Source organism: Pseudomonas cavernicola (genome assembly GCF_003596405.1).
Lineage (GTDB): Bacteria > Pseudomonadota > Gammaproteobacteria > Pseudomonadales > Pseudomonadaceae > Aquipseudomonas > Aquipseudomonas cavernicola.
The window spans coordinates 704,605-727,961 of sequence record NZ_QYUR01000008.1; the positions used below are offsets into that span (position 1 = coordinate 704,605).

At 62.5% G+C, this 23,357-nt stretch carries 14 protein-coding genes and 4 pseudogenes; 8 read left to right on the top strand and 10 right to left on the bottom strand.

Features of this window, described 5'->3' with window-relative positions; translation table 11 throughout:
• Position 1 precedes the first annotated feature (1 nt).
• Complete coding sequence (locus tag D3879_RS25195) at positions 2–670, bottom strand: ABC transporter ATP-binding protein (protein ID WP_119956897.1); 669 nt, start codon at positions 668–670, stop codon at positions 2–4.
• 345 nt (positions 671–1,015) lie between these two features.
• Between D3879_RS25195 and D3879_RS25200 the strand changes: the two are divergent.
• Positions 1,016–1,234, top strand: a pseudogene (locus tag D3879_RS25200) (ATP-binding protein); the annotation flags it as partial.
• Positions 1,235–1,288: 54 nt separating this feature from the next.
• Here D3879_RS25200 and D3879_RS27370 read toward each other — a convergent pair.
• A pseudogene (locus D3879_RS27370) lies at positions 1,289–1,441 on the bottom strand (PhoH family protein); the annotation flags it as partial.
• A gap of 103 nt (positions 1,442–1,544) precedes the next feature.
• Between D3879_RS27370 and ccoG the strand changes: the two are divergent.
• Together ccoG and mapR are read left to right on the top strand one after the other, a co-directional pair.
• Positions 1,545–2,960 carry a cytochrome c oxidase accessory protein CcoG gene (gene ccoG / locus D3879_RS25205; RefSeq protein ID WP_119956899.1) on the top strand — a complete coding sequence of 472 codons (1,416 nt, stop codon included), beginning with the start codon at positions 1,545–1,547 and terminating at the stop codon, positions 2,958–2,960.
• 73 nt (positions 2,961–3,033) lie between these two features.
• Positions 3,034–4,443, top strand: a complete 1,410-nt coding sequence (mapR, locus tag D3879_RS25210; RefSeq protein ID WP_119957088.1) for a GntR family transcriptional regulator MpaR — start codon at positions 3,034–3,036, stop codon at positions 4,441–4,443.
• Positions 4,444–4,677: 234 nt separating this feature from the next.
• Here the strand turns inward: mapR and D3879_RS25215 are convergent, their stop codons facing one another.
• The 4 genes from D3879_RS25215 to D3879_RS25230 form a co-directional block, all read right to left on the bottom strand.
• Positions 4,678–5,868 (bottom strand): helix-turn-helix transcriptional regulator, encoded by a 1,191-nt coding sequence (locus tag D3879_RS25215; RefSeq protein ID WP_119956900.1) that lies wholly within the window; start codon positions 5,866–5,868, stop codon positions 4,678–4,680.
• Positions 5,869–6,049: 181 nt separating this feature from the next.
• Complete coding sequence (cysN, locus tag D3879_RS25220) at positions 6,050–7,951, bottom strand: sulfate adenylyltransferase subunit CysN (protein ID WP_119956901.1); 1,902 nt, start codon at positions 7,949–7,951, stop codon at positions 6,050–6,052.
• The gene (gene cysD, locus D3879_RS25225; protein WP_274381412.1) at positions 7,951–8,862 is read right to left on the bottom strand and encodes a sulfate adenylyltransferase subunit CysD; all 912 of its coding nucleotides are present in this window, start codon (positions 8,860–8,862) and stop codon (positions 7,951–7,953) included. Before cysD ends, cysN begins: the two co-directional genes overlap by 1 nt.
• 461 nt (positions 8,863–9,323) lie before the next feature.
• Entirely contained in the window at positions 9,324–9,809 is a 486-nt protein-coding gene (locus D3879_RS25230; protein WP_119956903.1) for an SRPBCC domain-containing protein, read from the bottom strand.
• Positions 9,810–10,175: 366 nt separating this feature from the next.
• On the opposite strand from D3879_RS25230, the gene D3879_RS25235 reads away from it, so the two are divergent.
• From D3879_RS25235 to D3879_RS25245, 3 genes are read left to right on the top strand one after another with little or no spacing between them, the layout of a single operon-like run.
• On the top strand, positions 10,176–11,285 hold the full coding sequence (locus D3879_RS25235; RefSeq protein WP_119956904.1) for a DUF1214 domain-containing protein: 1,110 nt from the start codon (positions 10,176–10,178) through the stop codon (positions 11,283–11,285).
• On the top strand, positions 11,282–12,478 hold the full coding sequence (locus D3879_RS25240; protein ID WP_119956905.1) for a sulfotransferase family protein: 1,197 nt from the start codon (positions 11,282–11,284) through the stop codon (positions 12,476–12,478). The genes D3879_RS25235 and D3879_RS25240 overlap by 4 nt, the downstream gene beginning before the upstream one ends.
• A gap of 25 nt (positions 12,479–12,503) precedes the next feature.
• Positions 12,504–13,292 (top strand): SDR family oxidoreductase, encoded by a 789-nt coding sequence (locus tag D3879_RS25245; protein ID WP_119956906.1) that lies wholly within the window; start codon positions 12,504–12,506, stop codon positions 13,290–13,292.
• A gap of 50 nt (positions 13,293–13,342) precedes the next feature.
• On the opposite strand, the pseudogene D3879_RS25250 reads toward D3879_RS25245, so the two are convergent.
• A pseudogene (locus tag D3879_RS25250) lies at positions 13,343–13,846 on the bottom strand (transposase); the annotation flags it as partial.
• A gap of 167 nt (positions 13,847–14,013) precedes the next feature.
• Here D3879_RS25250 and D3879_RS25255 point away from each other — a divergent pair.
• Positions 14,014–14,730 carry a response regulator transcription factor gene (locus D3879_RS25255; protein ID WP_119956907.1) on the top strand — a complete coding sequence of 239 codons (717 nt, stop codon included), beginning with the start codon at positions 14,014–14,016 and terminating at the stop codon, positions 14,728–14,730.
• A gap of 295 nt (positions 14,731–15,025) precedes the next feature.
• Here D3879_RS25255 and D3879_RS25260 read toward each other — a convergent pair whose 3' ends face one another.
• The 3 genes and pseudogenes from D3879_RS25260 to D3879_RS27375 form a co-directional block, all read right to left on the bottom strand.
• On the bottom strand, positions 15,026–15,928 hold the full coding sequence (locus D3879_RS25260) for a hypothetical protein (RefSeq protein WP_119956908.1): 903 nt from the start codon (positions 15,926–15,928) through the stop codon (positions 15,026–15,028).
• Positions 15,921–21,140 (bottom strand): beta strand repeat-containing protein, encoded by a 5,220-nt coding sequence (locus D3879_RS25265; RefSeq protein ID WP_119956909.1) that lies wholly within the window; start codon positions 21,138–21,140, stop codon positions 15,921–15,923. Before D3879_RS25265 ends, D3879_RS25260 begins: the two co-directional genes overlap by 8 nt.
• A gap of 375 nt (positions 21,141–21,515) precedes the next feature.
• Positions 21,516–21,782, bottom strand: a pseudogene (locus D3879_RS27375) (ISL3 family transposase); the annotation flags it as partial.
• A gap of 283 nt (positions 21,783–22,065) precedes the next feature.
• On the opposite strand from D3879_RS27375, the gene D3879_RS25270 reads away from it, so the two are divergent.
• Complete coding sequence (locus tag D3879_RS25270) at positions 22,066–23,079, top strand: DHH family phosphoesterase (RefSeq protein ID WP_218567869.1); 1,014 nt, start codon at positions 22,066–22,068, stop codon at positions 23,077–23,079.
• Positions 23,080–23,357: the final 278 nt, after the last annotated feature.

Consider the following 23,357-nt stretch of genomic DNA (forward strand, 5'->3'; position numbering starts at 1 on the left):
TTCAGGCTTCGCCTCGATCCAACAGGCGGCCGCCATGCAAGGTCACGCGCCGGTCCAGGCGCGCAGCCATACGAGGGTTATGGGTCACCATCAAGAGACTGGTTGTACTGTCGGCGAGCAGTTGCAGAAGCAGGTCCAGCACCTCGTCACTGGTCGCCTCATCCAGGCTGCCGGTGGGTTCATCCGCCAGCAATAGAGGCGGTCTGGCGGCCAGTGCACGCCCCAATGCCACCCGTTGCTGCTGCCCGCAGGAGAGTTGTTCGGGATAGCGCTTGAGCAACTGGCCAAGGTCCAGCCGCTGGATCAGCTCCGCCTGCCAGTGCGGATCATGGCGGCCCGCCAGACGGGCCTGAAAGGCCAGGTTGTCCTCGACCCGCAGGCTGGAAATCAGGTTGAACTGCTGGAAGATCAGGCCGATTCCCGTGCGCCTCCACGCCGCCAACTGGCTTTCATCGAGCGCTGCCAGTGAGCGCCCGGCAATGCAGATGCTGCCGGCATCGGCGCGATCGAGGCCGGCGACCAGATGCAGCAGGGTGCTCTTACCGCTGCCGGATTCGCCCATCAACGCCAGACTGCTGCCCTCCTCCAGCTCAAGGTCGATGCCCCTCAACACCGCTAACGGCCCCTGGGGAGTCGGGTAGCTTTTGCATAAGCCCTGGATTTTCAGCATCAGTGTGCGGCCTTATCGAGGGTGTGCCGGCGATGATTTTTTCAAACGAACAAATACGCCCAGTGGCACGACCGAGCATGAGAGAGCCCGAGGGGGCGAAGGCACGGCGTTTCCCCTTCGTCATTCCCGCTTATGCGGAGATCCAAACGACAGCAGTCTTCATGTCATTCCCTTGTAGGCGGGAATCCAATAAACAGCAGCGCTCGATTGATCCTGTGAACTCTGATTGTAGGCGGCTCTATTGGGTCCCCGCGTTCGCGAGGACGACGGGGCGCAGGCACGGTGTTTCTCCTTATTCCCGCGTAGGCGGGAATCCAATAAACAGAGCACCAACAAGCCGTACGCCTGACCGTCGACAACAGCGGGCCCGGCATCGCTGCCGAGGGCTTGCCGCACCTGTTCGAGCGTTTCTATCGCGGCAAGCAGCCAGGCACCACGACGGGAACCGGCCTTGGTCTGGCCATCGTGCGCTCGATCATGCTGTATCACGGCGACCATGCCTTGGCCGAAAGCATTCCCGACCTAGAAGCCCGTCTGCAACTGGTCTTCCCCTCCCAGCACTGAGCGGGAGGGGCTCCAGTCACGAAAAGCCCTGGCAAGACCGGCCTACCGCAAGCATGGGACGCTCGCGGTAGGCCGGCGAAGGTTACAGGCGAGTCTCGGCGAACCGCCGCAAGGCCCACTCTTGCCCCGCTGGATCGGTACCCCTGCTTCCACCTGCTCGGGCGTCGCCCCGCCAAGCACCAGATCGATCAGGCGGATCGCCTGGCGACTCATCTGATCTGGTTTTTATTTGAAAATCTGAGTCTGTTTTCAATACAGCACCACGCCGATCATTCGCCCCATCCGATAAAAGCCTGATGGGGCAAACGCCATGACCGAACGCATTCCCGCCAAGATCGTCGAGACGATCGATAGGCGCAATCCAGTGCGAGTGACTCCCGCACAAGCCGGCGATGCCATCCATACCCGCAGCTTCAGCGGTTTCTTCCGTAACCTGCGCCTGTACGGAGCAGGCTTGCTGTTCCTGCTGTTCTTCGGTACAGCCTGGCTGAATTGGGGCGACCGCCAGGCCGTGCTCTGGGACCTGGGTGGGCGGAAGTTTTACATTTTCGGCGCCACATTCTGGCCGCAGGATTTCATCCTGCTCTCGGCACTGCTGATCATCTGTGCCTTTGGCCTGTTCTTCATCACCGTGCTCGCCGGCCGTGTCTGGTGCGGCTACAGCTGCCCGCAAAGCGTGTGGACCTGGGTGTTCATGTGGGCGGAAAAAGTCATCGAGGGCGACCGCAACCAGCGTATCAAGCTGGACGCGGCACCCTGGTCGGTGAACAAACTGCTGCGTCGCTCGGCCAAACACACGCTGTGGCTAGCGGTGAGCCTGGCCACGGCGCTAGCGTTCGTCGGCTACTTCACACCGATCCGCGAGCTGGTGCGCGACTTATTCATCTTCGAGCTGGACCTGAGCAGCGCTTTTTGGGTGTTCTTCTTTACCACCGCCACCTACCTCAATGCCGGCTGGTTGCGCGAGAAAGTCTGCCTGCACATGTGCCCCTACTCGCGTTTCCAGAGCGTGATGTTCGACGAGAACACCCTGAACGTCTCCTATGACGCCGCCCGCGGCGAAGGCCGTGGCGCACGCAAGAAAGACGCCGACTATAAGGCCGAAGGTCTGGGCGACTGCATCGACTGCACCATGTGTGTACAAGTGTGCCCCACCGGCATCGACATTCGCGACGGTCTGCAACTGGACTGCATCAGTTGCGGCGCCTGTATCGACGCTTGCGACAGCGTGATGGACAAGATGGGCTACCAGCGCGGCCTGGTGCGCTACACCTCCGAGCAAGCCCTGGCCGGTGGCAAGACTCACCTGCTGCGCCCGCGACTGCTCGGCTACGCCGCCGTGCTGTTGATGATGATCGGCGCCTTCGTCTGGGCCCTGGAAACCCGCCCGCTGGTATCCCTGGACGTGACCAAGGACCGCGGCCTGTTCCGCGAGAACAGCCAGGGGCAGATCGAAAATATCTACACCCTCAAGGTCATCAACAAAACCCAGGAGCCGAGCAGTTACGTCCTGTCGCTGGTCGATTCAGGCCCCTTCGAGTTGCAGGGCACCCGCGAGCTGCGTCTGGAGCCGGGAGAAATCGTCGACCTGCCGCTCAGCGTGGTGCTGACCAGCGAACGCGCCGCCAGTTCGTCCGAGACGCTGCATTTCGAGGTGACGAACCTGAACGATCCAGATATTCGCGTCAGCGCCAAGAGCACCTTCGTCTCGCCGATAAATCGCTGAGCGTGATCGCATGCTCCTCGAAGTGCCAGTAAAGTGCCTGCTCCAGACCTCGCTGCCGGTGAACCAGGACAAGATGAAGCGCTACGAGAAGTTTGCCGATGAAATCGCCGACCTCATCCGCACCGGCGTATTGGCCCCCGGCGAAAAAGTCCCCTCGGTGCGGCATGCCAGCCGCACCTATGGGGTCAGCCCCTCGACGGTGTTCCAGGCCTACTACCTGCTGGAAGATCGCGGTCTGATTCATGCCCGGCCGCGTTCCGGCTACTTCGTTCGCGAACATGCGCAGAGCCCGCTGCATGAGCCGGAGATCAGCTCGCGTCAGGCGCAAACCACTGAGGTCGACGTCAGCGAACTGGTGTTCTCGGTGCTCGGTTCATTAAAGGACCCAAACACCGTACCCTTCGGCTCGGCCTTTCCCAGCCCGCACCTGTTTCCCCTTGCGCGCCTCGCCCGCTCCATGGCGCAGAGCATCCGCCACATGTCGCCCCACGAAGTGATCAGCGATATGACCGGCGGAAATCCCAATCTGCTGCGCCAGCTTGCCCTGCGCTACATGGTCAGCGGCGTGATGCTGTCGCCGGACGAACTGGTGATCACCAGCGGCGCCATGGAGGCGCTCAACCTTTGCCTACAGGCGGTAACCAGCCCGGGCGATCTGGTCGCCATCGAAGCGCCGGCCTTCTACGCCACCCTGCAAGTGCTGGAACGACTGAAACTGAAGGCAGTGGAAATCCCCGTACATCCGCGCGAAGGCATCGACCTGGATACTCTGGCCGACAGCCTCGCCCGCCTGCCGATCAAGGCCTGTTGGTGCATGAGCAGCCTGCAGAACCCGCTGGGCGCGAGCATGAGCGAAGAAAAGAAGCGCGCGCTCTATGCCCTGATTCAGCGGCATCAGGTGCCGCTGATCGAGGATGACGTCTACGCCGAACTCTACTTCGGCACACAGCCACCCAAATCGGTGAAAAGCTTCGACCGCGATGGTCTGGTGATGCACTGCAGTTCGTTCTCGAAAAGCCTGGCGCCGGGCTACCGGGTCGGCTGGGTGGCCGGCGGGCGCTATGCCGAGCAAATCAGCCGGCTCAAGCTGATGACCACGATTTCGCCATCGGTACCTGCCCAGGCGGCCCTCGCCGACTACCTGCAACATGGCGGTTATGACCGCCACCTGCGCAAGCTGCGCCATGCCCTGGAAGCGCAACAGGGTTCGATGCTGGCCTCGGCTGCCCGGCATTTTCCCGCCAGTACCCGGGTGACTCACCCCACTGGTGGCTATTTCCTCTGGTTCGAATTCCCCGAGCAGGTCGATTCCCTGAAGTTGTTCCAGCTCGCCCTGGCGCAGGGCATCAGTCTTGCACCGGGTCCGATTTTCTCTGCCACCCGGCGCTTTGGTAACTGCGCCCGCCTGAACTATGGTCACCCTTGGGATGCCCAGAGCGAGCAGGCGATGGCGGTACTCGGGCAGATCATCGGGTCCTTCTGATCCAATCGAAATACCCTGATCTGAGACTGTTTCGCTTCAGGTGCCTCCCTCAATCGCATCGAACGGCAAAGCCCGTTCAGGCATGGGTCAGGTGCTCAGGAGGCTGCGCATCAACCAGCAAAAAAAAAAGCGCTCAGTGAGCGCCCTTCTTTTTGCCTTGGCGAGCGCTCAATGGAATGGGAAGAGGTAGTTCATCCACGCCGTCATACTCCGAGCGACTGGATGCGGGTTCGCTCAGGCCAACGAGACAACGCTGTTCAAGAGAGTTTTCACCAGCAAAGCCTGACGCGTGGCGCCGGTCTTGGCGAACACACCGCGCAAATGGGCCCGCACGGTATTTTTCATCACTCCGAGTTTGTCCGCTGCTTCATCGAGGGTCAGGCCGTCCATCATCAGTAACGCCACCTCGGTTTCGGTCGCGGTCAGCTGGAACAGTTTGCGCAGCAACCGGCGCGAGGCCTGCGGCGAATCCGCCGGGTCGCGGATGAACACCGCGACCGCCGGGCGACGGGTGCTGTCATTGGCCTGGTAGTTGAGTGGAATCGGCCGCAGCAGCAGGTTCAGCGGCATCTCCCCGGTCGGTCGCGACAAAGCGATAACCTCGACGCTGCTGGTGGCTCCGCACAGGTGAAGCCGCAGTACCGACTGAATCGCTTTCTGCAACGCGCGGTTCTCGCTCGCGGAATGCGCGCAGAGTTTGTCGTGCCGGCTGTAGAGCCCGTCTTTCGCCGCCATCAGACGGCTCGCCGCTGCATTGCTCTTCATCACCTTGCCGCTTTCGTCGAGGATCACCGTACCGACCAGCATGCGGTCGATGGTTGCGGCATAGAGCATGCGCTCCGATTCCAGCTCGTCCAGGCTCGAGTGCAAATCGACCGCCCGTTTCAAATGCGGCAGCAGGATGGACACGAGTGCTTTCTCGGCGTCAGCGAAATCGCAGTCGAGGTGGTTGCGGCAGACGAAGAACGCGCAGTCCACGCCCGCATCAGTGCGGATATTGGCGACCAGGATGTAGCGTAGGTCGAGCGGTTTTAGATACTGTCGGTAAAAGTCGTGCTCACTCCAGGTCGCCGGACCGAACACCTCGTCGGCAGTCGCCACCCGATCCACAGGCCAGTCGATGAATGGGCAGATCGAATAGTAGTGCTCACTGTACGAAGGCTCTCCCGGCAGCAAGGGACCAAAGACCGAGGCGTTGACGATCAGACCAGGCCGATCACTCGCAGGGTTGCGCAACACCAGGGTGACGAAACTCGCTTCGAGTCGCTGGCGGATCATTTCAAGAAAGCCCGACCAGGGTATCGACTCCTGCGGCCCCTGATAAATGCGCCCGAGAAACTCGCTCAGGCCAGCAGGATCGACCGCCGCGATGTCATACAGTGCAGGCGTTACCGTAGCGGTGACAGATGGCGTTTCGCTGATCATGCTTTGCCTTCTCCGAGCCTGGGCTCGCGATGGTTTGGTCGACCTGTACTGCGAGTATTCAGCAGCGCCCCTATGGGTAAATCGTCCGTTTAGCCTACTTCATGCTCTCCCCCCTAATGCTCAGTCGATGTTGTCGACGCGGGCGAGCAACCCGCCCGCGTCGGCATCCCGCTGCGCCCCGTCAGCCCCCCAGTTTGGCCAGCACATGCTCGACGATGCGCTCTGCCGCCGCCTCGGCGGTGTCGGTGCAGGTATCGATGCAGATGTCTGGATTCACCGGCGGCTCGTAAGGCGAATCGATGCCGGTGAAGTTCTTCAGTTCACCGCGCCGGGCCTTCTTGTACAGCCCCTTGGGATCGCGCTGCTCGGCGACCTCGATCGAGGTGTCGATGAAGATCTCGATGAACTCGCCATCGCTGGCCAGGTTGCGCGCCATCTCACGCTCCGAACGGAACGGCGAAATGAACGAAACCAGGGTGATCAGCCCGGCATCCAGCATCAGCCGCGCCACCTCCGCCACCCGGCGGATGTTCTCGACCCGATCGGCCTCCGAGAAGCCCAGGTCCTTGTTCAGACCGTGGCGCACGTTGTCGCCGTCGAGCAGATAGGTGTGCCGCCCCAGCGCGTGCAGCTTGCGCTCGACCAGATTGGCGATGGTCGATTTACCCGCGCCGGACAGGCCGGTGAACCACAGGATGCAGGGGGTCTGGCCCTTGAGCGCTGCGTGCGCCTGGCGGTTTACGTCGATCGCCTGCCAATGCACGTTCTGCGAGCGGCGCAAGGCGAAGTGCAGCATGCCGGCACCGACCGTGTTGTTGCTCAAGCGGTCGATCACGATGAAGCCGCCGGTGTCGCGATTGTCGGCGTAGGCATCGAAAGGAATCGCCTGATCCAGGCTCAGATTGCCGACGCCGATCTCGTTCAGCTCCAGGGTCTTGGCTGCCAGTTGCTCGAGGGTGTTGACGTTGACCTTGTACTTCAGCGTTGCGCAGGTCATCCCCAGGGTGCGGCTGCCGATCTTCAACAGGTACGGCCGACCGGGCAGCATCGGCTCCTCGCCCATCCACACCAGCGTCGCTTCGAACTGATCGGCGACCGCCAATGGCGCATCGCTCAGGGCAATCACGTCACCACGGCTGATGTCGATTTCATCTTCCAGGGTCAGTGTTACCGCCTGGCCGCAGATCGCGCCTTGCTGTTCGCCAGACGTGGTGATGATGCTGGCGATGCGGCTTTCCTTGCCCGAGGGCAGCACGCGAATCCGCTCACCACAGCGAATGGCTCCGGAGACGATGCTGCCGGCGTAGCCACGGAAGTTCAGGTTCGGTCGGTTAACCCACTGCACCGGCATACGGAATGGCGACTGGCCGAGGGTCTCATCTTCAAGTGGAACGTTTTCCAGGTACTCCATCAGCGTCGGTCCTTGGTACCAAGGGGTGTGCACACTGGACTCGATCACGTTGTCGCCGCGCAGGGCTGACATCGGTATGCAGACGATGTTGTGCAGGCCAATCTGGGCGGCGAACTCGCGGTACTCGGCTTCGATTCGCTCGAACACCGCCTGGGAATAACCGACCATGTCCAGCTTGTTCACCGCTACCACCACCTGGCGAATGCCGATCAAGGAAGCCAGGTAGCTGTGTCTTCGGGTCTGGGTCAACAGGCCCTTGCGTGCATCGATCAGCATCACCGCAACATCGGCGGTGGAAGCGCCTGTCACCATATTGCGGGTGTACTGCTCGTGCCCCGGCGTGTCGGCGACGATGAACTTGCGCTTGTCCGTCGAGAAGAAGCGATACGCCACATCGATGGTGATGCCTTGCTCTCGCTCGGCGGAAAGGCCATCTACCAGCAGCGCGAAGTCGAGCTCGCCGCCCTGGGTACCCATCTTCTTCGAGTCAGCCTCGAGCTGGCCGAGCTGGTCCTCGAAGAGCATCTTCGATTCATACAGCAGTCGGCCGATCAGCGTGCTCTTGCCGTCGTCGACACTGCCGCAGGTGATGAAACGCAGCAGCCCCTTGGTCTGCTGCAATTGCAGGTAACGCTGGACATCCTCGGCGATCAGATCAGAAGCCTGTTTCATCAGAAGTACCCCTCTTGCTTTTTCTTCTCCATGGAACCGGCCGAATCGCTATCGATCAGCCGTCCTTGCCGCTCCGAGGTTTTCGTCAGCAGCATTTCCTGGATGATTTCCGGCAAACTTACCGCCGAGCTCTCGATCGCGCCGGTGAGCGGGTAACAGCCCAGCGTGCGGAAGCGCACCTTGCGCATTTCCGGCACCTCGCCGGGGAGCAGCGGCATGCGCTCGTCATCGACCATGATCAGCGTGCCGTCGCGGCACACCACGGGGCGCTCTTTGGCGAAATACAAAGGCACGATGGGGATATCGTTGAGGTAGATGTATTCCCAGATATCCAGCTCGGTCCAGTTCGAGATCGGGAAGACCCGCAAGCTCTCGCCCTTACGTTTGCGCGTGTTGTACAGGCGCCACAGTTCGGGTCGCTGCATTTTCGGGTCCCAGCGATGCTGCTCGGAACGGATGGAGAAGATCCGCTCCTTCGCCCGTGACTTCTCCTCGTCGCGACGGGCACCGCCAAAGGCCGCATCGAAGCCATAGTGGTCGAGTGCCTGCTTGAGTCCCTGGGTCTTCCAGATATCCGTATGCACCGCCGAGCCGTGGGTGAACGGGTTGATATTGCGCTCGAGTCCTTCGGGGTTCACATGCACCCGCAGGTCGAGGCCCAGGCGTTCGACCGTCTGGTCGCGGAACGCGATCATTTCGCGGAACTTCCAGGTTGTGTCGACATGCAGCAGGGAAAACGGTGGCTTGGCCGGGTAGAACGCCTTCATCGCCAGGTGCAGCATGACCGCACTGTCCTTGCCGATCGAATACAGCATCACCGGGTTTTCACACTCGCCCACCACCTCTCGCATGATGTGAATGCTCTCTGCTTCCAGCCTTTGCAAATGAGTCAACATCTCTGATCTCCTCAGTCTTGCCGGGCCTATCCACTGTGGTCGGGCCCTGCTGGAGAACACGGTATTCAAACCGTCGATGCGGACTCTTCGTCTAACCAGACTAAGAATTCCGGGCCGGGAATATTCCGCGCGGCGGGCGCAGGGCGCGCGGAAAGCGCCGCGGACGTGGAGCGGAAAAGCTATGTCCCGGTTACCTGTTGAGCGGCGTACTCGCTGCCACAGGGCTCTGCTTTTGTCCCCTCGCCCCTTTGGGGAGAGGGCTAGGGAGAGGGGATGGAGTGATCAGGTCCACGCCTTGGCTGCCGATTACCCTCTCCCCCAACCCCTCTCCCGTAAACGGGAGAGGGGAGCCAGGGCGACGCTGTACCTGCAACAGGTAACTGGGACAGAGCCAACGAAAAAGGGGCCGTGGAATTGTCACGGCCCCTCGCGCACGCCGCCTCAGCCGAGATGCGGCGGGAATAGCGGCAACCGCTTCAAACGCGCTCGCGGTACAACGCCTCTGCCCGGAGCTTGAGGCTATGCGCGATCGCATCGAAGCCCTGCTTGACCCAGGGACCATGGTGCTCCATCACCGTCGGCGCAGTTGGCCCGAGGAACAGGTCGGTGGTGTGATAGCGACAGCTCGCCTCGCCGGTGGCTTCGATGTGCTGGTCGCGGCGAGCCGCATCAGGGTTGTCGGCCGTGGCGTACATCTCCCACGACAGCAGCGTTGGGCGCTCGAAAGCCGCCAGGTACTCGACCACCTGTATCAGCTCGCCCGGGTGCGTCGGGTCAGACAGGAACAGGTTCACCGCCTCCCCCATCCGCAAGGTCGACTCGACCTTGACCGTGAAGGGATTCCACTGCGGGTAACGTTCGAGGTCGACCAGCACCTCCCACACCAGCGCAGCGGGTGCGGCGATATCCACGGTCACTGAAGTCACTAGATGGTTCTGGACGGATAGGTTCTGAGCAGACATAGGATTCTCCTGTGCGCGGTGCTGTCACTGCGCTGGAAAGTGCCGAGGGCACAAGGGGGAAAAGACCGGGCGCGAAGAGCCCGCTCCCCCATCTTGCCCAGTGCCTTGCACTAACCACCTCGTCTACCCGGACTAAATCTCGCTCGATCATCGCACTGCCCTTCACCCCCTCAATACCAGCGCCTCTGCGAGGCTGGCAGAGACATCTGCCGGGTTAGTCCGGTCAGACGAAGAATGCCAGCGCCCGGCATTTATATCGTCCGTAGCAGTGGTCTGGGCATACACCGCCCCACCCCGCTACGTACCCGCGAAACCTACCGGTTTCAGCCTTCCCTGCCCGATGCCCAGGGCGACAGGAGATTCAACATGGCAACAGACTCGATTGACGAGCAATTGCTCAGCGGCCAGACATGGAGCACCTTCTGCGATGCACTGAAACGCAGCGGCGAACAGATCCTCCGTCCGGAGGCCCCCGCCGATGCCCAGACCCGCGCCGAAGGCTTCCGCTACCTGAGCCGGCTGATGCGGATCGCCCTGGAAATGCACGTCGAGTTCGCCGACCCGGACTTCCCCGGTTTCTTCTCGCCATCCCACGAAACCGCCAAGATCGGCGCGGACAACCCGGACAACCTCTACCAGTACGCACGCCTCAACGGTAATAACGAATACCGCGTCAGTGGCCAGCGCGGCAGCGTGGCCTACCTCAGCTTCGGCACCCAGAAAGGCGGCTACGAAACCGACGGGACGATGACGCCCACCGGCTTCATCGACGCTGAGCAACTCGAACTGAACAGCGATGGCAGTTTCGAGATCACCCTCAGCCAGCATCCCAGCGCAGGCAACTGGTTGCGCCTGGAACCGGCAAGCAACGCCCTGATCGTCCGCCAGACCTTCCTCGATCGCAAAGCGGAGAAGCCTGCGCAATTGCGCATCGAGCGCATCGGCAGTAGCAACCAGCCGGACGCCCTCGACCCGCACCGCCTGCACCAGGGCCTGCAACGCGCCGCCAGCTTCGTGGAGAACACCGCGCGCCTGTTCGCCGACTGGGCCATGGACTACCAGCGGCACCCCAATCAGCTCCCGCCAGCCAACCAGGCCCTGTGCCAGTCGGTCGGCGGCGATCCGAACATTTTCTATTACCACTCCTACTGGTCCCTCGCCGACGACGAAGCGCTGCTCATCGAAGTCGAGTCAGTGCCTGAGTGCGACTTCTGGAACCTGCAGATCAACAACTACTGGATGGAGTCGTTGGACTACCGCTACCACCGTATCTGCCTGAACAAGCACTCGGCCCGCTACAACGACCAGGGTGGCGTCACGCTGGTGCTCAGCGCCCGTGACCCCGGCCTGCCGAACTGGCTCGAAACCGCCGGACATCGCCAGGGCACCCTGTGCCTACGCTGGGTCGGCGCCAGCCATCACGTCCACCCGACCACCCGCGTGGTCAAGCTCGACAGCCTCAAGGAGGCCCTATGACCAGCCACCCTTCACCGACCCCGGAATTCGACGTTGACAGCCTGCTGGCCCAGGCCAGCGCTCGCGCGGGAGGCTTGAGCGACTTCGGCCCCGGCAACTACCGCGAGGCACTGCAGGTGATGTTCGACTCACTGCGCGACGAAGCCGGCCTGTCCGCCCAGGGCCGGGCCCTGCTGCACGAGAAACTGCTCGGCCAGCTAGCCAATCGCCTGGTGATCGAAGACTACTGCCGACGCTATCCAGAGATCGAACAGCAACCCCTCGACGATCCACTGGTCATCGTCGGCCTGCCGCGCACCGGCACCACCCTGCTGCAACGGACCCTGGCGGTGGACCCGCAGTTCCACTCGGCGGCCTGGTGGGAAACCCGTTATCCCGCGCCGCTGCCGGGCGAGTCCCTCGACGATCCGGCCCAACGCACCGCTCGGGCCTGCGCCGAAGTCGCCAGCATGCTGGAGTACCTGCCGCAGATCCTTGCAATTCACCCACTGGACGCGCTGCAGGCCGATGAGGAATTCATGCTCATGGAGCATTCCTTCATGTCCGCCCTGGATTCCTACGCCAACGTGCCCAGCTATACCGCCTGGCTCGACCGCCAGGACCAGACCCCGGTGTACGACTATCTGAAGAAGATGCTCCAGTTCCTCCAGTGGCAGCAGCGCCGGCGCGGCCGCCCGGCTGGCCGCCGCTGGCTGCTGAAGAGCCCGCAACACCTGCACACACTGGAACTGCTGTTCAAGACTTTCCCCCGTGCGCAGGTGATCCTCACCCACCGCGAGCCAGGCAAAACCATTCCCTCCATCGCCAGCTTCGTCCACACCCTCTGGCAGATGTATAGCGACAGCCCCGATCCGCGCCTAGTGGGTGCGCAATGGAGCACCCGCATGGCGCGAGCTATCCGCCACAGCATGGAAGTGCGCGACGGGCAGCCGGCCGAATGCTTCCTCGACGTGCGCTTCGAGGACACCTTGGCCGACCCGCTGGCCGTGATCGAGAGGATCTATCGCTTTGCCGGCCTACCGCTAGGCGATGACGTGCGCGCGGCGATGGCGGACTGGCTCGCGCAGAACGGCCGCGAGAAACGCGCGGCACACGGCTACAGCCTGGCCCAGTTCGGCCTGAGCGAGCGCCAACTGGAGGACGATTACGCGGACTACCGCGCCCGTCACCTCAACGCCGAAACCCGGATCTGAATCCCCCACAGAAGGAATCGTCAGCATGTTGCTAAAAGACAAAGTGATCATGATCTCCGGCATCGGCCCCGGGCTGGGTGTGAAACTGGCCGTCGAGGCCGCCCGCGAAGGCGCTGCCGGGGTAGCCATAGCCGCCCGTACCGAGCAGAAACTGATCGACGCCGAAGCGCAAATCCGCGCCATCGGCAGTGCCTGCGAGGTGCTGCGCCTGCCCACCGACATCAGTGACCGCAGCGCCTGCAAGCGTTTCGTCGAGGCCAGCGTGGAACGCTTCGGCAGGATCGACGGCCTGATCAACAGTGCCTATATCCATGGCGACTTCATGCCCGTGGAGTCGGGCAACCTGGAGCACTGGCGCGAAGTGTTCGACATCAACCTGTTCGGCACCCTGACGCTGACCCAGGAAGTACTGCCGCAGATGAAGGCGCAACAGGCCGGCGCCATCGCCATCATCAATACCCTGGGCGCCCAGAAGCCCTATGCCGGCGGGGCCTGCTATGCCGCGTCGAAGGGCTCGCTCGCGGTGGCGGTGCGTTACCTGGCCAGCGAACTGGCGGCGCATGGCATTCGCGCCAACAGCCTGGCGTGCGGCTGGATGTGGGGCGAACCGGTGCAGGCGCATATCCGCCAGACTGCCGCCACCCACGGCATAGCCGAGCAGGAAGTGATCGACCAGTACAGCGCGCAGATCCCCGGGGGGCGGATGCCGACCGACAGCGACTGCGCCCGGGCCGCCCTGTTCCTGGTTTCCGACTATGCCGGCGCGATCAACGGTGCGCTGCTCGATGCCAACGGCGGCGAATACATGCGCTGAGAACCTGTCTACGATCTGCTGCGCGTCGGCCATACGGCGTCAAAAATGGTTCATCGCATCTTTCCGGGGAAGGCCGCCTTGATTATGAGGAAGAAGTAGGCCGTATCCCTGAAGCCATAGGCCATGCGTTTGATGACCTTGATGCGGTTGTTGACCCCTTCAAGCAAGCTGGTATGCATGGGGAAGTGCGCACTCGCCAGAATGCCTCTCGCGTAGCGTTTGAGGTTTCTGGCGAAACGCTTGAGCGGCTCCAAGCCGCTTTCTTGCGCATGCCGCAGCCAGGCCCGCCAATGCCGCCAGCCCTCGAGCACACTGGGTGCATACCAGAGTTCCTTCAGCGCATCCTTGAGCAGGTAAACCGTCGCCAGTGGTCGATTGGCTGCCAGGAGTTCTTCCAGGTGAACGGCTTGTTCGGTCTTCAGGTTTTCCCGGTTGCGCAACAGCAACCAACGGCTTTGCTTGACCACTTTGCGGGCCGGCTGGTCATGGCGCAGGGCGTTGGCCTGATCCACGCGGATGCGGTCGACCACCTCGCGGCCATAGCGCGTTACGACCGCTCATCGCGACGGCGCAGGACTGCCGCGCGATGCTGGCGCATGCGACGTAAGTCCTAGGACATAAGTCTTAGATAGCCGTTGGCAGTTTGCCCGGAGTTCACCTATAAACAAAGGACTGTCCATCAACACGAATAGGTTCATTTTTCAGTGAGGCGTTGAAGGGAATGTCGGCCCCCATGAAACCGATACGCGTGATGCTGATCGATTGTCGGCCCCTCGTTCTCATGGGCCTTCACGACCTGATCAATGCCAGGAAGCCCCGGATGGAAGTGAGCGGCCAGGCCACCACCTATGCCAATGCGCTGGATCTTGCCGATCAGTTGCGTCCCAATGTCATTTTTTTCAGTTTCTTTCCGGATGCGCTGGACCCGCTAGAGGTCGTCGCGGGACTCACCCGCAGCGCCGAAATGAAAGTGCTGGTGCTCAAGGGCCTGTACGAAGCCGTCCCCGTTGCCCAGGCGATAGAGGCGGGCGCACGCGGCGTCGTGCTGGCGGAAGACCCGACGGAATCGATCATCCAGGCCATCATCAAGGTCCACCATCGCGACATCGGACTGGATAGAGCCTGGGCCGGTGGGCTTGCCGGCTATGCCGCGAACGGGCACATACCCCTGAAATGCAATCTGGAGCAGGCGAAACAGGCGCAGCTGACGTTGCGTGAGAGGGAACTGATTCGCGCCATCGTGGGGGACCCGTCCGCCAAATACTTGAGCATCGCTGCGCGCCTGGGCATCAGCGAGCACACCGTGCACAACCACCTCAGCAACATCTATCACAAGCTCAATCTCATCAACCGCATCGACTTGCTGATGTATGCGCTGAAACACGGGCTCACCAACAACGAAGAACCGCCTGAGTCCACTTGGGTGGAATTGGACTGACTGGCGCGCGCCACGGTGCGGCGCACGCAGTCATCGGGCAGGGGACAAACGTGTTCTTGTGCGCCCGGCAATCCCGGCAATAGCATCTGCCCGACCCAAAACACCCTGGACCAATAGTTTTGATGTGCTGCAGCGCCAGATGCTGTTTGCGGCGTTGGCGTGTTTGGCGTCAAAGGCTTCAGCACCCCCTTGAACCCGGGAAGCTCGTCTGGCCGCGTGGGCTCAGGAACGAAGCGGCCCAATGAAAACGGCCTGGCCCCCTTGCGGGAGCCAGGCCGTGTGCCCGCAGCGGCGTTCAGTCAATGTCAGTGAATGCCATGTCGGTCACACCGACCAACTGGATGATGTTGGTGATACCAGCATCGTCGCCGTCGAATGCCAGGTAGCCGTCGCCTCCAACGCGGCCGAAGTAGTAGTTCGTCGGGCCGTCCAGCGCGGTAACGGCGGCGGCTGTGAACGCCGCCAGGTTGGTGGCCGGCGCCAGCACTTCGGTGTAGTTCTCCACGGAACCCGCCGCCGTGAAGTCGAGCGTGTCAAGGCCGGTGGCAAAGCCGCCATCGATGACCGTCATGACCATGGAGAGCAACCCGTCGACGTCGGTGTCGCCGATCACGAACGTATCTGGGTCCGTGCTGGCAGTAACGCCGTCGCCGCCAACAATCGTCACGTCCAGGGTCTGCGTGGCCGTCGCGTCACTGTCGGCATCCGCCAGCACCACATCGAAAGTCAGGTGGGCGTCCGGCGTCGTCGTGGTCACGAAGCCGATGTCGGTGATCTTGATGACGTCGCCGTCCCAAGTGGCCGCCTCCGCCAGCCCACCGATGGTGTCCAGCTGATTGGACTTCTCGCCGTTCTGGTCGCCGAAGGCCTGCTGCGGACTGCTGAGGGTTGCCCCGTCGTTGTCACCGGTCACGTTCGAGGTGGCGACGAAACCATTGAAGTTGTACCCACTGCCGCTGAGACCCTGGGTCGAGACCAGCACTTGCGCGCCTGTGATCTCGTAGTTCTCGGTGCCAAAATTGAAATCGTTGCTCTCGAAAATCACCGCGCCGTCATTTTGGTCGAGCACGATTCCATACTCGGCGGGATTCGCAATACCGGTGCCACCGCCATAACTCTTCTGGATGATGTCCTTGTTGTCCACGATGAAGGCACGGGTCGTCGTGCTTTGGTCGTCAGGGTCGATCAGCTCAGCCAATCACCAAAATCCTCCTTTGTCCAGCGCCCAGGCGATGCCGTAAGAACTTGAGGTAAATCGCTTCGCGTAGCATGGCCGGTGCGGGTGGTGTCCCCTTCGGATTGACCGTGAAAAAGTCCAGGTCCTTACTTTCGCCGGGCTGTAGCGTGTTCGCTGGCACGCTCAGCGGCAGCGGAACACTGGACGCGTGCTCGCCGGCCGGTGCACATCGCTCGTGCCGAAGGCGGTGGGCACGTTGACGCGCCGTGAACTGACGGGGGTGTTGCGCCGCTCCTGGAATCAATGAACGTTGCACTTGGAAGTCCTCGGCGAGATTGGCCACAGAGAGGTCCGGCAACCCGCTGTTGTCTTCCACCGTACTGTTGAGCTCATAGCCTTGAAAACCCTTCGCGGTCGAGGTCTTCAGGATGCTGAAGCTCTCAATCTCCTGATCCAGTTTCAAGGTGTAGGTGTCAGCCACCTTGTCGAAGGTCAGCGTGCCGGTGGCGTTGGTGGTCGCTCCCTGCGTTGGATTGTTGGACACGTAGGTAAAGGCCAGGTTGAACACCGCCTGGCTATCAGTCTCCGAGTCCCAACTCACCACCTTGTTGGTGATGGCGTTCGCGCCCACCGTGACGCCCGTGAGGGCCACGGACAAGAAGTCAGAGTTCAACGCGGAATAGATACCGGTGTGCTTGTCCGCGCCAATCGAGTAAGCGAAGACGCCCGTTCCACCAACGTCCGTCACAGGTGGCTCATTGCTGGTGTTCGCGTAGACCAGACTCGACTTGGCCGTCACGACCGGCGTGTCGTCATCGACGTTGATGGAGAGCGTGCCATCGGCCGTGTCGCCATCGCCATCGGTCACCCGGTAGGTGATGGTGAAGGCCTGGTTATTCTCGGTCAGGCCCGCCGCATGGAGGATCGGGTTGTCTTGCACCACCGTGTAGAAGCCCGTTGCCGCGACCATCGTCAGCGTCAGCACCGTGGTCGTGCCCTGCTTGACCAACAGACTGGTGCCATCGGGCACATAGGTGAAGCCTGTGGGCGCTCCGCTGGTCAGATAGGCCACCGTGCCGGCCCCGTCCTGCCCAAAGGCGTGGCCCAGAGTGCCGCTCACGTCGGCCGAGTTCGCATCGTCGCCCGAGCCGCCCGGGTTGCCGCCCGTGAGTGCGTCGTCGTCGAGCAGCACCGTGTTGTTGGCTGACACCGTCGGTCCGTCGTCGTCGAAGTTGATGTCGTCGCCGATGCCGAAGCTGTCGGTGCTGGTGTCGCCGTCGCCGTCGGTCACCGTCACCACCGCGTTGACCAGGCCGGCCAGATCGACCGCTTCGTCGTAGCTGCCGACCGGGGTCGTCCCGTCGCCGGGGGTGCCGTGCGTGAGCGAGACATACTGCGCCACCGCCACGTTGCCGTCCTGCAGCAGCGCGATCGCGAACGCCGCCGAATCGGCTACCGTGACCGCGCCATTGGCCACGTCATAGCGGCCGACAATCAGATCGCCTTCCTTGAACAGCCGAATGATCTTGCCGTCGGTCGTGGTGAGGAGGGAGTCGGTGTTGTCGCCGCCCACAATCGCCAGCGACAGCACTTTCGTCGCACCCTCCTCGTCCTGGCCAAAGCTGCTGAGCGCCGTGGTGGCCAAGGGCGTGGTGCTGATCGCGAACTCCGCCGGACTCAAGTCCGTGCCCTTGTTTGTCACTTCCGTGTCGAACAGCGCCAGAACCGCCGCCGCGTCGCTGTCGTTATCCTGGTTGCCGGCCGTCTCGTCGATCGTCACCGAACCGCCGCCATCGGCGACGTCCGCGCTCGGTCCGTCGTCGTCGAAGTTGATGTCGTCGCCGATGCCGAAGCTGTCGGTGCTGGTGTCGCCGTCGCCGTCGGTCACCGTCACCACCGCGTTGACCAGGCCGGCCAGATCGACCGCTTCGTCGTAGCTGCCGACCGGGGTCGTCCCGTCGCCGGGGGTGCCGTGCGTGAGCGAGACATACTGCGCCACCGCCACGTTGCCGTCCTGCAGCAGCGCGATCGCGAACGCCGCCGAATCGGCTACCGTGACCGCGCCATTGGCCACGTCATAGCGGCCGACAATCAGATCGCCTTCCTTGAACAGCCGAATGATCTTGCCGTCGGTCGTGGTGAGGAGGGAGTCGGTGTTGTCGCCGCCCACAATCGCCAGCGACAGCACTTTCGTCGCACCCTCCTCGTCCTGGCCAAAGCTGCTGAGCGCCGTGGTGGCCAAGGGCGTGGTGCTGATCGCGAACTCCGCCGGACTCATATCCGTGCCCTTGTTCGTCACTTCCGTGTCGAACAGCGCCAGAACCGCCGCCGCGTCGCTGTCGTTATCCTGGTTGCCGGCCGTCTCGTCGATCGTCACCGAGCCGCCGCCGTCCGCGACGTCCGCGCTCGGCCCGTCGTCGTCGAAGTTGATGTCGTCGCCGATGCCGAAGCTGTCGGTGCTGGTGTCGCCGTCGCCGTCGGTCACCGTCACCACCGCGTTGACCAGGCCGGCCAGATCGACCGCTTCGTCGTAGCTGCCGACCGGGGTCGTCCCGTCGCCGGGGGTGCCGTGCGTGAGCGAGACATACTGCGCCACCGCCACGTTGCCGTCCTGCAGCAGCGCAATCGCGAACGCCGCCGGATCGGCTCCCGTGACCGCGCCATTGGCCACGTCATAGCGGCCGACAATCAGATCGCCTTCCTTGAACAGCCGAATGATCTTGCCGTCGGTCGTGGTGAGGAGGGAGTCGGTGTTGTCGCCGCCCACAATCGCCAGCGACAGCACTTTCGTCGCACCCTCCTCGTCCTGGCCAAAGCTGCTGAGCGCCGTGGTGGCCAAGGGCGTGGTGCTGATCGCGAACTCCGCCGGACTCAAGTCCGTGCCCTTGTTCGTCACTTCCGTGTCGAACAGCGCCAGAACCGCCGCCGCGTCGCTGTCGTCATCCTGGTTGCCGGCCGTCTCGTCGATCGTCACCGCCCCGCCGCCGTCCGCGACGTCCGCGCTCGGCCCGTCGTCCTCGAAGTTGATGTCGTTGCCGATGGGGACATAGTCGGTGCTGGGATCGCCGTCGAGGTCGATCACTGTCACCACCGCGTTGACCTTGCCGGTCAGATCAACCGCTTCGTCGTAGCTGCCGGGCGGGGTCGTCCCGTTGCCGGGGGTGCCGTGCGTGAGCGAGACATATTGCGCCACCGCCACGTTGCCATCTTGCTTGAGCGCTATGGCAAAGGCGGCTTCTTCATTGCCGTCGGTACCCGTGTTGCCATCGTTGTCCGCGTCATAGCGACCGACGATCAAATCGCCTTCGTAGTAGAGGAAGATGGCCGCGCCGGCGGTGGTGGTTAGACCAGAGTTGGTGCCGTCGCCATCATCCACGCCGTCGATGCCGCCGATCTGAAGCGAGAGCTCGGTCGTTCCGGGGCCGTCATTGCCATAGACGCTGCCGGATGCGTCGGCCAGGGGCGTGGTGCTGATCGCGTACTCGGTGGGGCTCAAATCCGTGCCGGTGCCGGTCACGCCACTGAACAGGGCAGCGACAGCCGTCGTGTCGGCGCCGTCGGCGCTGTCGTCATTCTGGTTGAGGGCCGTCTCGTCGATCGTCACCGCCCCGCCGCCGTCCACGATGTCCGCCGTCGGCCCGTCGTCCTCGAACACCAGCGCCGCGAACGGCTCGGTCACGGAGACGGAGCTACGCAGGGCGAACTGGCCAATGTCGAAGGCGGCGTCAATGTGCGACTGGTTGCCGGGGTTAACGGCCGAGTTCGCGATCACCACGCGGCTGTGGTTGAGGGCGCCGCTGGCGTCGCCGGTGCGGTACTCGATCACATCGAGAGCTTCGACACCCTCCAGGGTCACGGTTCCGTTGGCATCGAAAGTGACGGTGACACCGGTAACAGGGTCTGGGATGCCGGAATCAGCGGGGCCAAATTCGTGAAAGACGGGATCGCCATTTTGGTCCAGCACCGGCACCACTTGGTTGCCGACCTTTTTCTGGAGGCTGACCTTGACGTAGTTGATGTTGACGAACCCATCGTCAAACAGCTTCAGTTCGTCGATGTAGGCTCCCGCTGGGGCAAAGTCGGCCTCGCTCGCGCTGATCGTCAGCGTGGCGGCCTTGTCCTGCTGCAACTGGACAATGGTAAAGGTGGCACCGGTGGTGGTGTGAAGGCCGGTGAACTTGATGTTGCTCTCAACGTCGGCCTCGTTCTGGTCCAGGTTGGGAACGATAACGTCATTATTTGCAGTGCCCGCATTGGTCACAAAGGTGAAGGCCAAGGCTTCGCCGGGATCGACCATCTGGTTGGTGTGACCCAGGGTGGTGCCACCGCCGCCCTGGCCGGTATTGACGGTGCCGCCGGTCGTAATGTTGAGGTCGTCAGACGTAAACAGCGGATCCTGGTTCGGGCCGGACTGATTCACGGCATTGGTGGCGGTGACGATGATCGACACTTCATTGGCCGGGTCGCCATTGTCGTCAACGCCAGGCGTGCCATCACCGAACATCAGGAACAGGTTCTGGCCGGAGGGCGCGCCTGTGAGGGAGAATTGGCTGAATTGGTCGACCGTGACGAAGAGGTTGGAAATCGTCACGGCGTCATCGGGGTTGGTAGCGTCCGGGTGTGAAAGCGGCTCGAATTCCACCAGCCAGATCTTGGCGCCCGTGGCGCCGGCATCGAGTTCTTCCGTGGCTGCAACGCCAGTGATGGTGTTGGTGTCCAGGTAGGCGAGGAAGACGATGTCGCCGTCCGGATCGGTCGCGCCGCCAGCGGTGGCCTTGCGTCCGATGACGGCGTCATTGCTGATGCCTGAGGGGTAGAGGTAGATCTTGTAGCCGTCGGCGGTCAGCAGGTCGTGCTCCAGCAGGTCGGCACCGACGTACTTCGCCGTGATGCTGCCATCGAACGGGTCGCCGTCCGTGTCCTGGCTGAACTTGACATCGATAATGGGCGTAGCGCCCAGTCCGGTGAAGTCAAGAATTTCGGTCCCATCCGGGTCAGCGAATGTGGAGCCACTCAGCGCGATGGTGGTGGTTGCCGGGTCCAGCACCTGCGCCGATCCGCCCTCGTTCAGCGCATCCGTAAGAATTGAGTCCAAGGGGGCTGGTACCGCGATACCACTTAACGCACCGACGCCAAAGTCATCGTTATCGGCGTCGCCGTCGTCGCCCAGACTGCCCGGGCTTTGTATACCCGTCGTCTCGTCGAGCGTCACTGTTCCAATGGTGATAGCCATGATTCACTCCCGAAAATTCCGGTCATCGAGGCCTGGCCGGTGGCCTTTTTTTGCTACAGGCCGCAACTATGGATAAGCGCCGGGGATTACGCATCGACCGATACTCCCAGCCGGGGTGGGAGTTTCAGACTACTTGGGATGCGGAACCGGGATGTGGAAGCGATGGGGCGCCGCAAATCCCGTTTGTGAATGAGGGCATGGCGCCGGTGCTCAACGCCGCCCGGGCTTTAACCGTCAGCGCGTCGAGCTGGACCTGAGCCAGTTCAGGCCGCCGGGTGCGGCAGGCAGCTTTTTTTGGCTGCGGCTAGTGCAGCCCGCAGCCAGGCCCGCCAACGCCGCCAGCCCTCGAGTACACTGGGTGCATACCAGAGTTCCTTCAGCGTGCTCATTCACCCGCCCACAGCGCAAACAGTCGACCCGGCGTATCGGCACGACCAACTGGACCCGCTGATCGAACAGGTCGCGGTCGCGTACCCGCCGCAGGCGTCGGTCATGGATCAACGGACAAGGCTGCCGGCAGCGGCTACAGCGCGGCAGGCCGGTCTTGGAACGCTCCAGGGTGATAGTCAAGATCGAGTTGGACGTGACATGGCCGGCTATGTCGAAGCCTGGCCAGAAGGCGGCGAGATCAATAGGATGCATGCTGACAGCAGCGGGCAGGTGTTGGTGTGTTTGGCGACTGCCAATTGACCTAATCCCCGACTGTCAATTCCCTCTTCCCCACGAATTCGCGAAGAACCTAAAAATGGCCTCGGGATGCTCATTTACAACTCGTAAACTCCGCTCCCTCGGCCCCTTGACTCGCTCCGCTCGCCCTTCGGGCCAGCCTTCGGCTGTTACTTCCGTTGGTCGTTGTGCCTTGTCTGGCTCTAGCTCGCGAGATCGTAAACAGGCGCTGAGCGCCCACCACGGAGTCTCTACGAAAATGGCCGATTACTTTGCCTTCAACGGCGATGCGGATGGATTGTGTGCATTGCAACAACTACGCCTTGCCGAAGCACCGCAAGCGCTGCTGGTCACCGGTGTCAAACGCGACATCGCCCTGCTGCGCCGAGTCCAGGCCGGCAGCGGCGACCGAGTCACAGTGCTGGATATCTCCCACGAGCAGAACCGTGAGGAAGTCGCCCGCCTGCTGCAGGACGGCGCCAGCATCCGCTATTTCGATCATCACTTCGCCGGGGAACTGCCGGCTCATCCAGGCTTCGAGTCGTACATCGACACCGCCGCGGATGTCTGCACCAGCACGCTGGTCAACCGTTACCTGGGCGGCCGCCATTACCGCTGGGCGATCGTCGCGGCCTTCGGCGATGGGCTTCCGAAGCTCGGGCTGGCGCTGGCGAAACACCACGGCCTGCCCGTCGAACACATTGCCGAGCTTGAGCAACTGGGCCTCTACCTGAACTACAACGCCTACGGGGAAAGCATCGCCGATTTGCATTTCGACCCCGCCGAACTGGCCGAAGCGCTACGCCCCTTCGTCGACCCGCTCGACTTCATCCGCAGCAGCGAGACCTTTGCCACCCTGCGTGACGGCTACAGCGCAGACATGGCCAAGGCAGCCAGCCTGACACCCTGGCGCGGGATTCCGGGCGCCACGTTATATCGCCTGCCCGCCGCACCTTGGGCGCGTCGGGTGATCGGCGTGCTGGCCAACCGGTTACTGAGCCAGCGCCCGGACCATGCTCTGGCGCTGCTCTCCAGTAATACCGATAGCGGCTTCACCGTCAGCGTGCGCGTCCCACCGGAACATCCGCTGGCCGCAGATGCATTCTGCCGCCGCTTCGCCACCGGTGGCGGACGCAAGCGCGCCGCAGGCATCAACCACCTGCCCGCATCCGCTCTGGCCTCATTTGCCGAGGCTTTCGAAAACGCCTACGGCAGGCAGCCGGACGATCTCGTCCCGTCAGCAATTCTTAGAGAGCAGGAGCAGCCATGCTGAGCGTGCAGGAAATATCCGATCGTCTGGAAATCATGCAGAGGCCGGCTGGCGCATCGGCCGCCACATCGAGGAGAAGTGCTATGCCCACAACGTTCCACCCGGCCTGAACGTCGACGCCCACTGATCGCCCGCTCGTGTATGAGTCGTCCCCTTCCCACTCGCTGGAACCGCATGTAGCCGCGTCCTCGAATGAGCAACGACAAGTCCATCCAGCCCAGGCTTCACGCCGCCCTGAACACAAACGCCCGGCAATGCCGGGCGTTTGTGTTCAGGGCGGG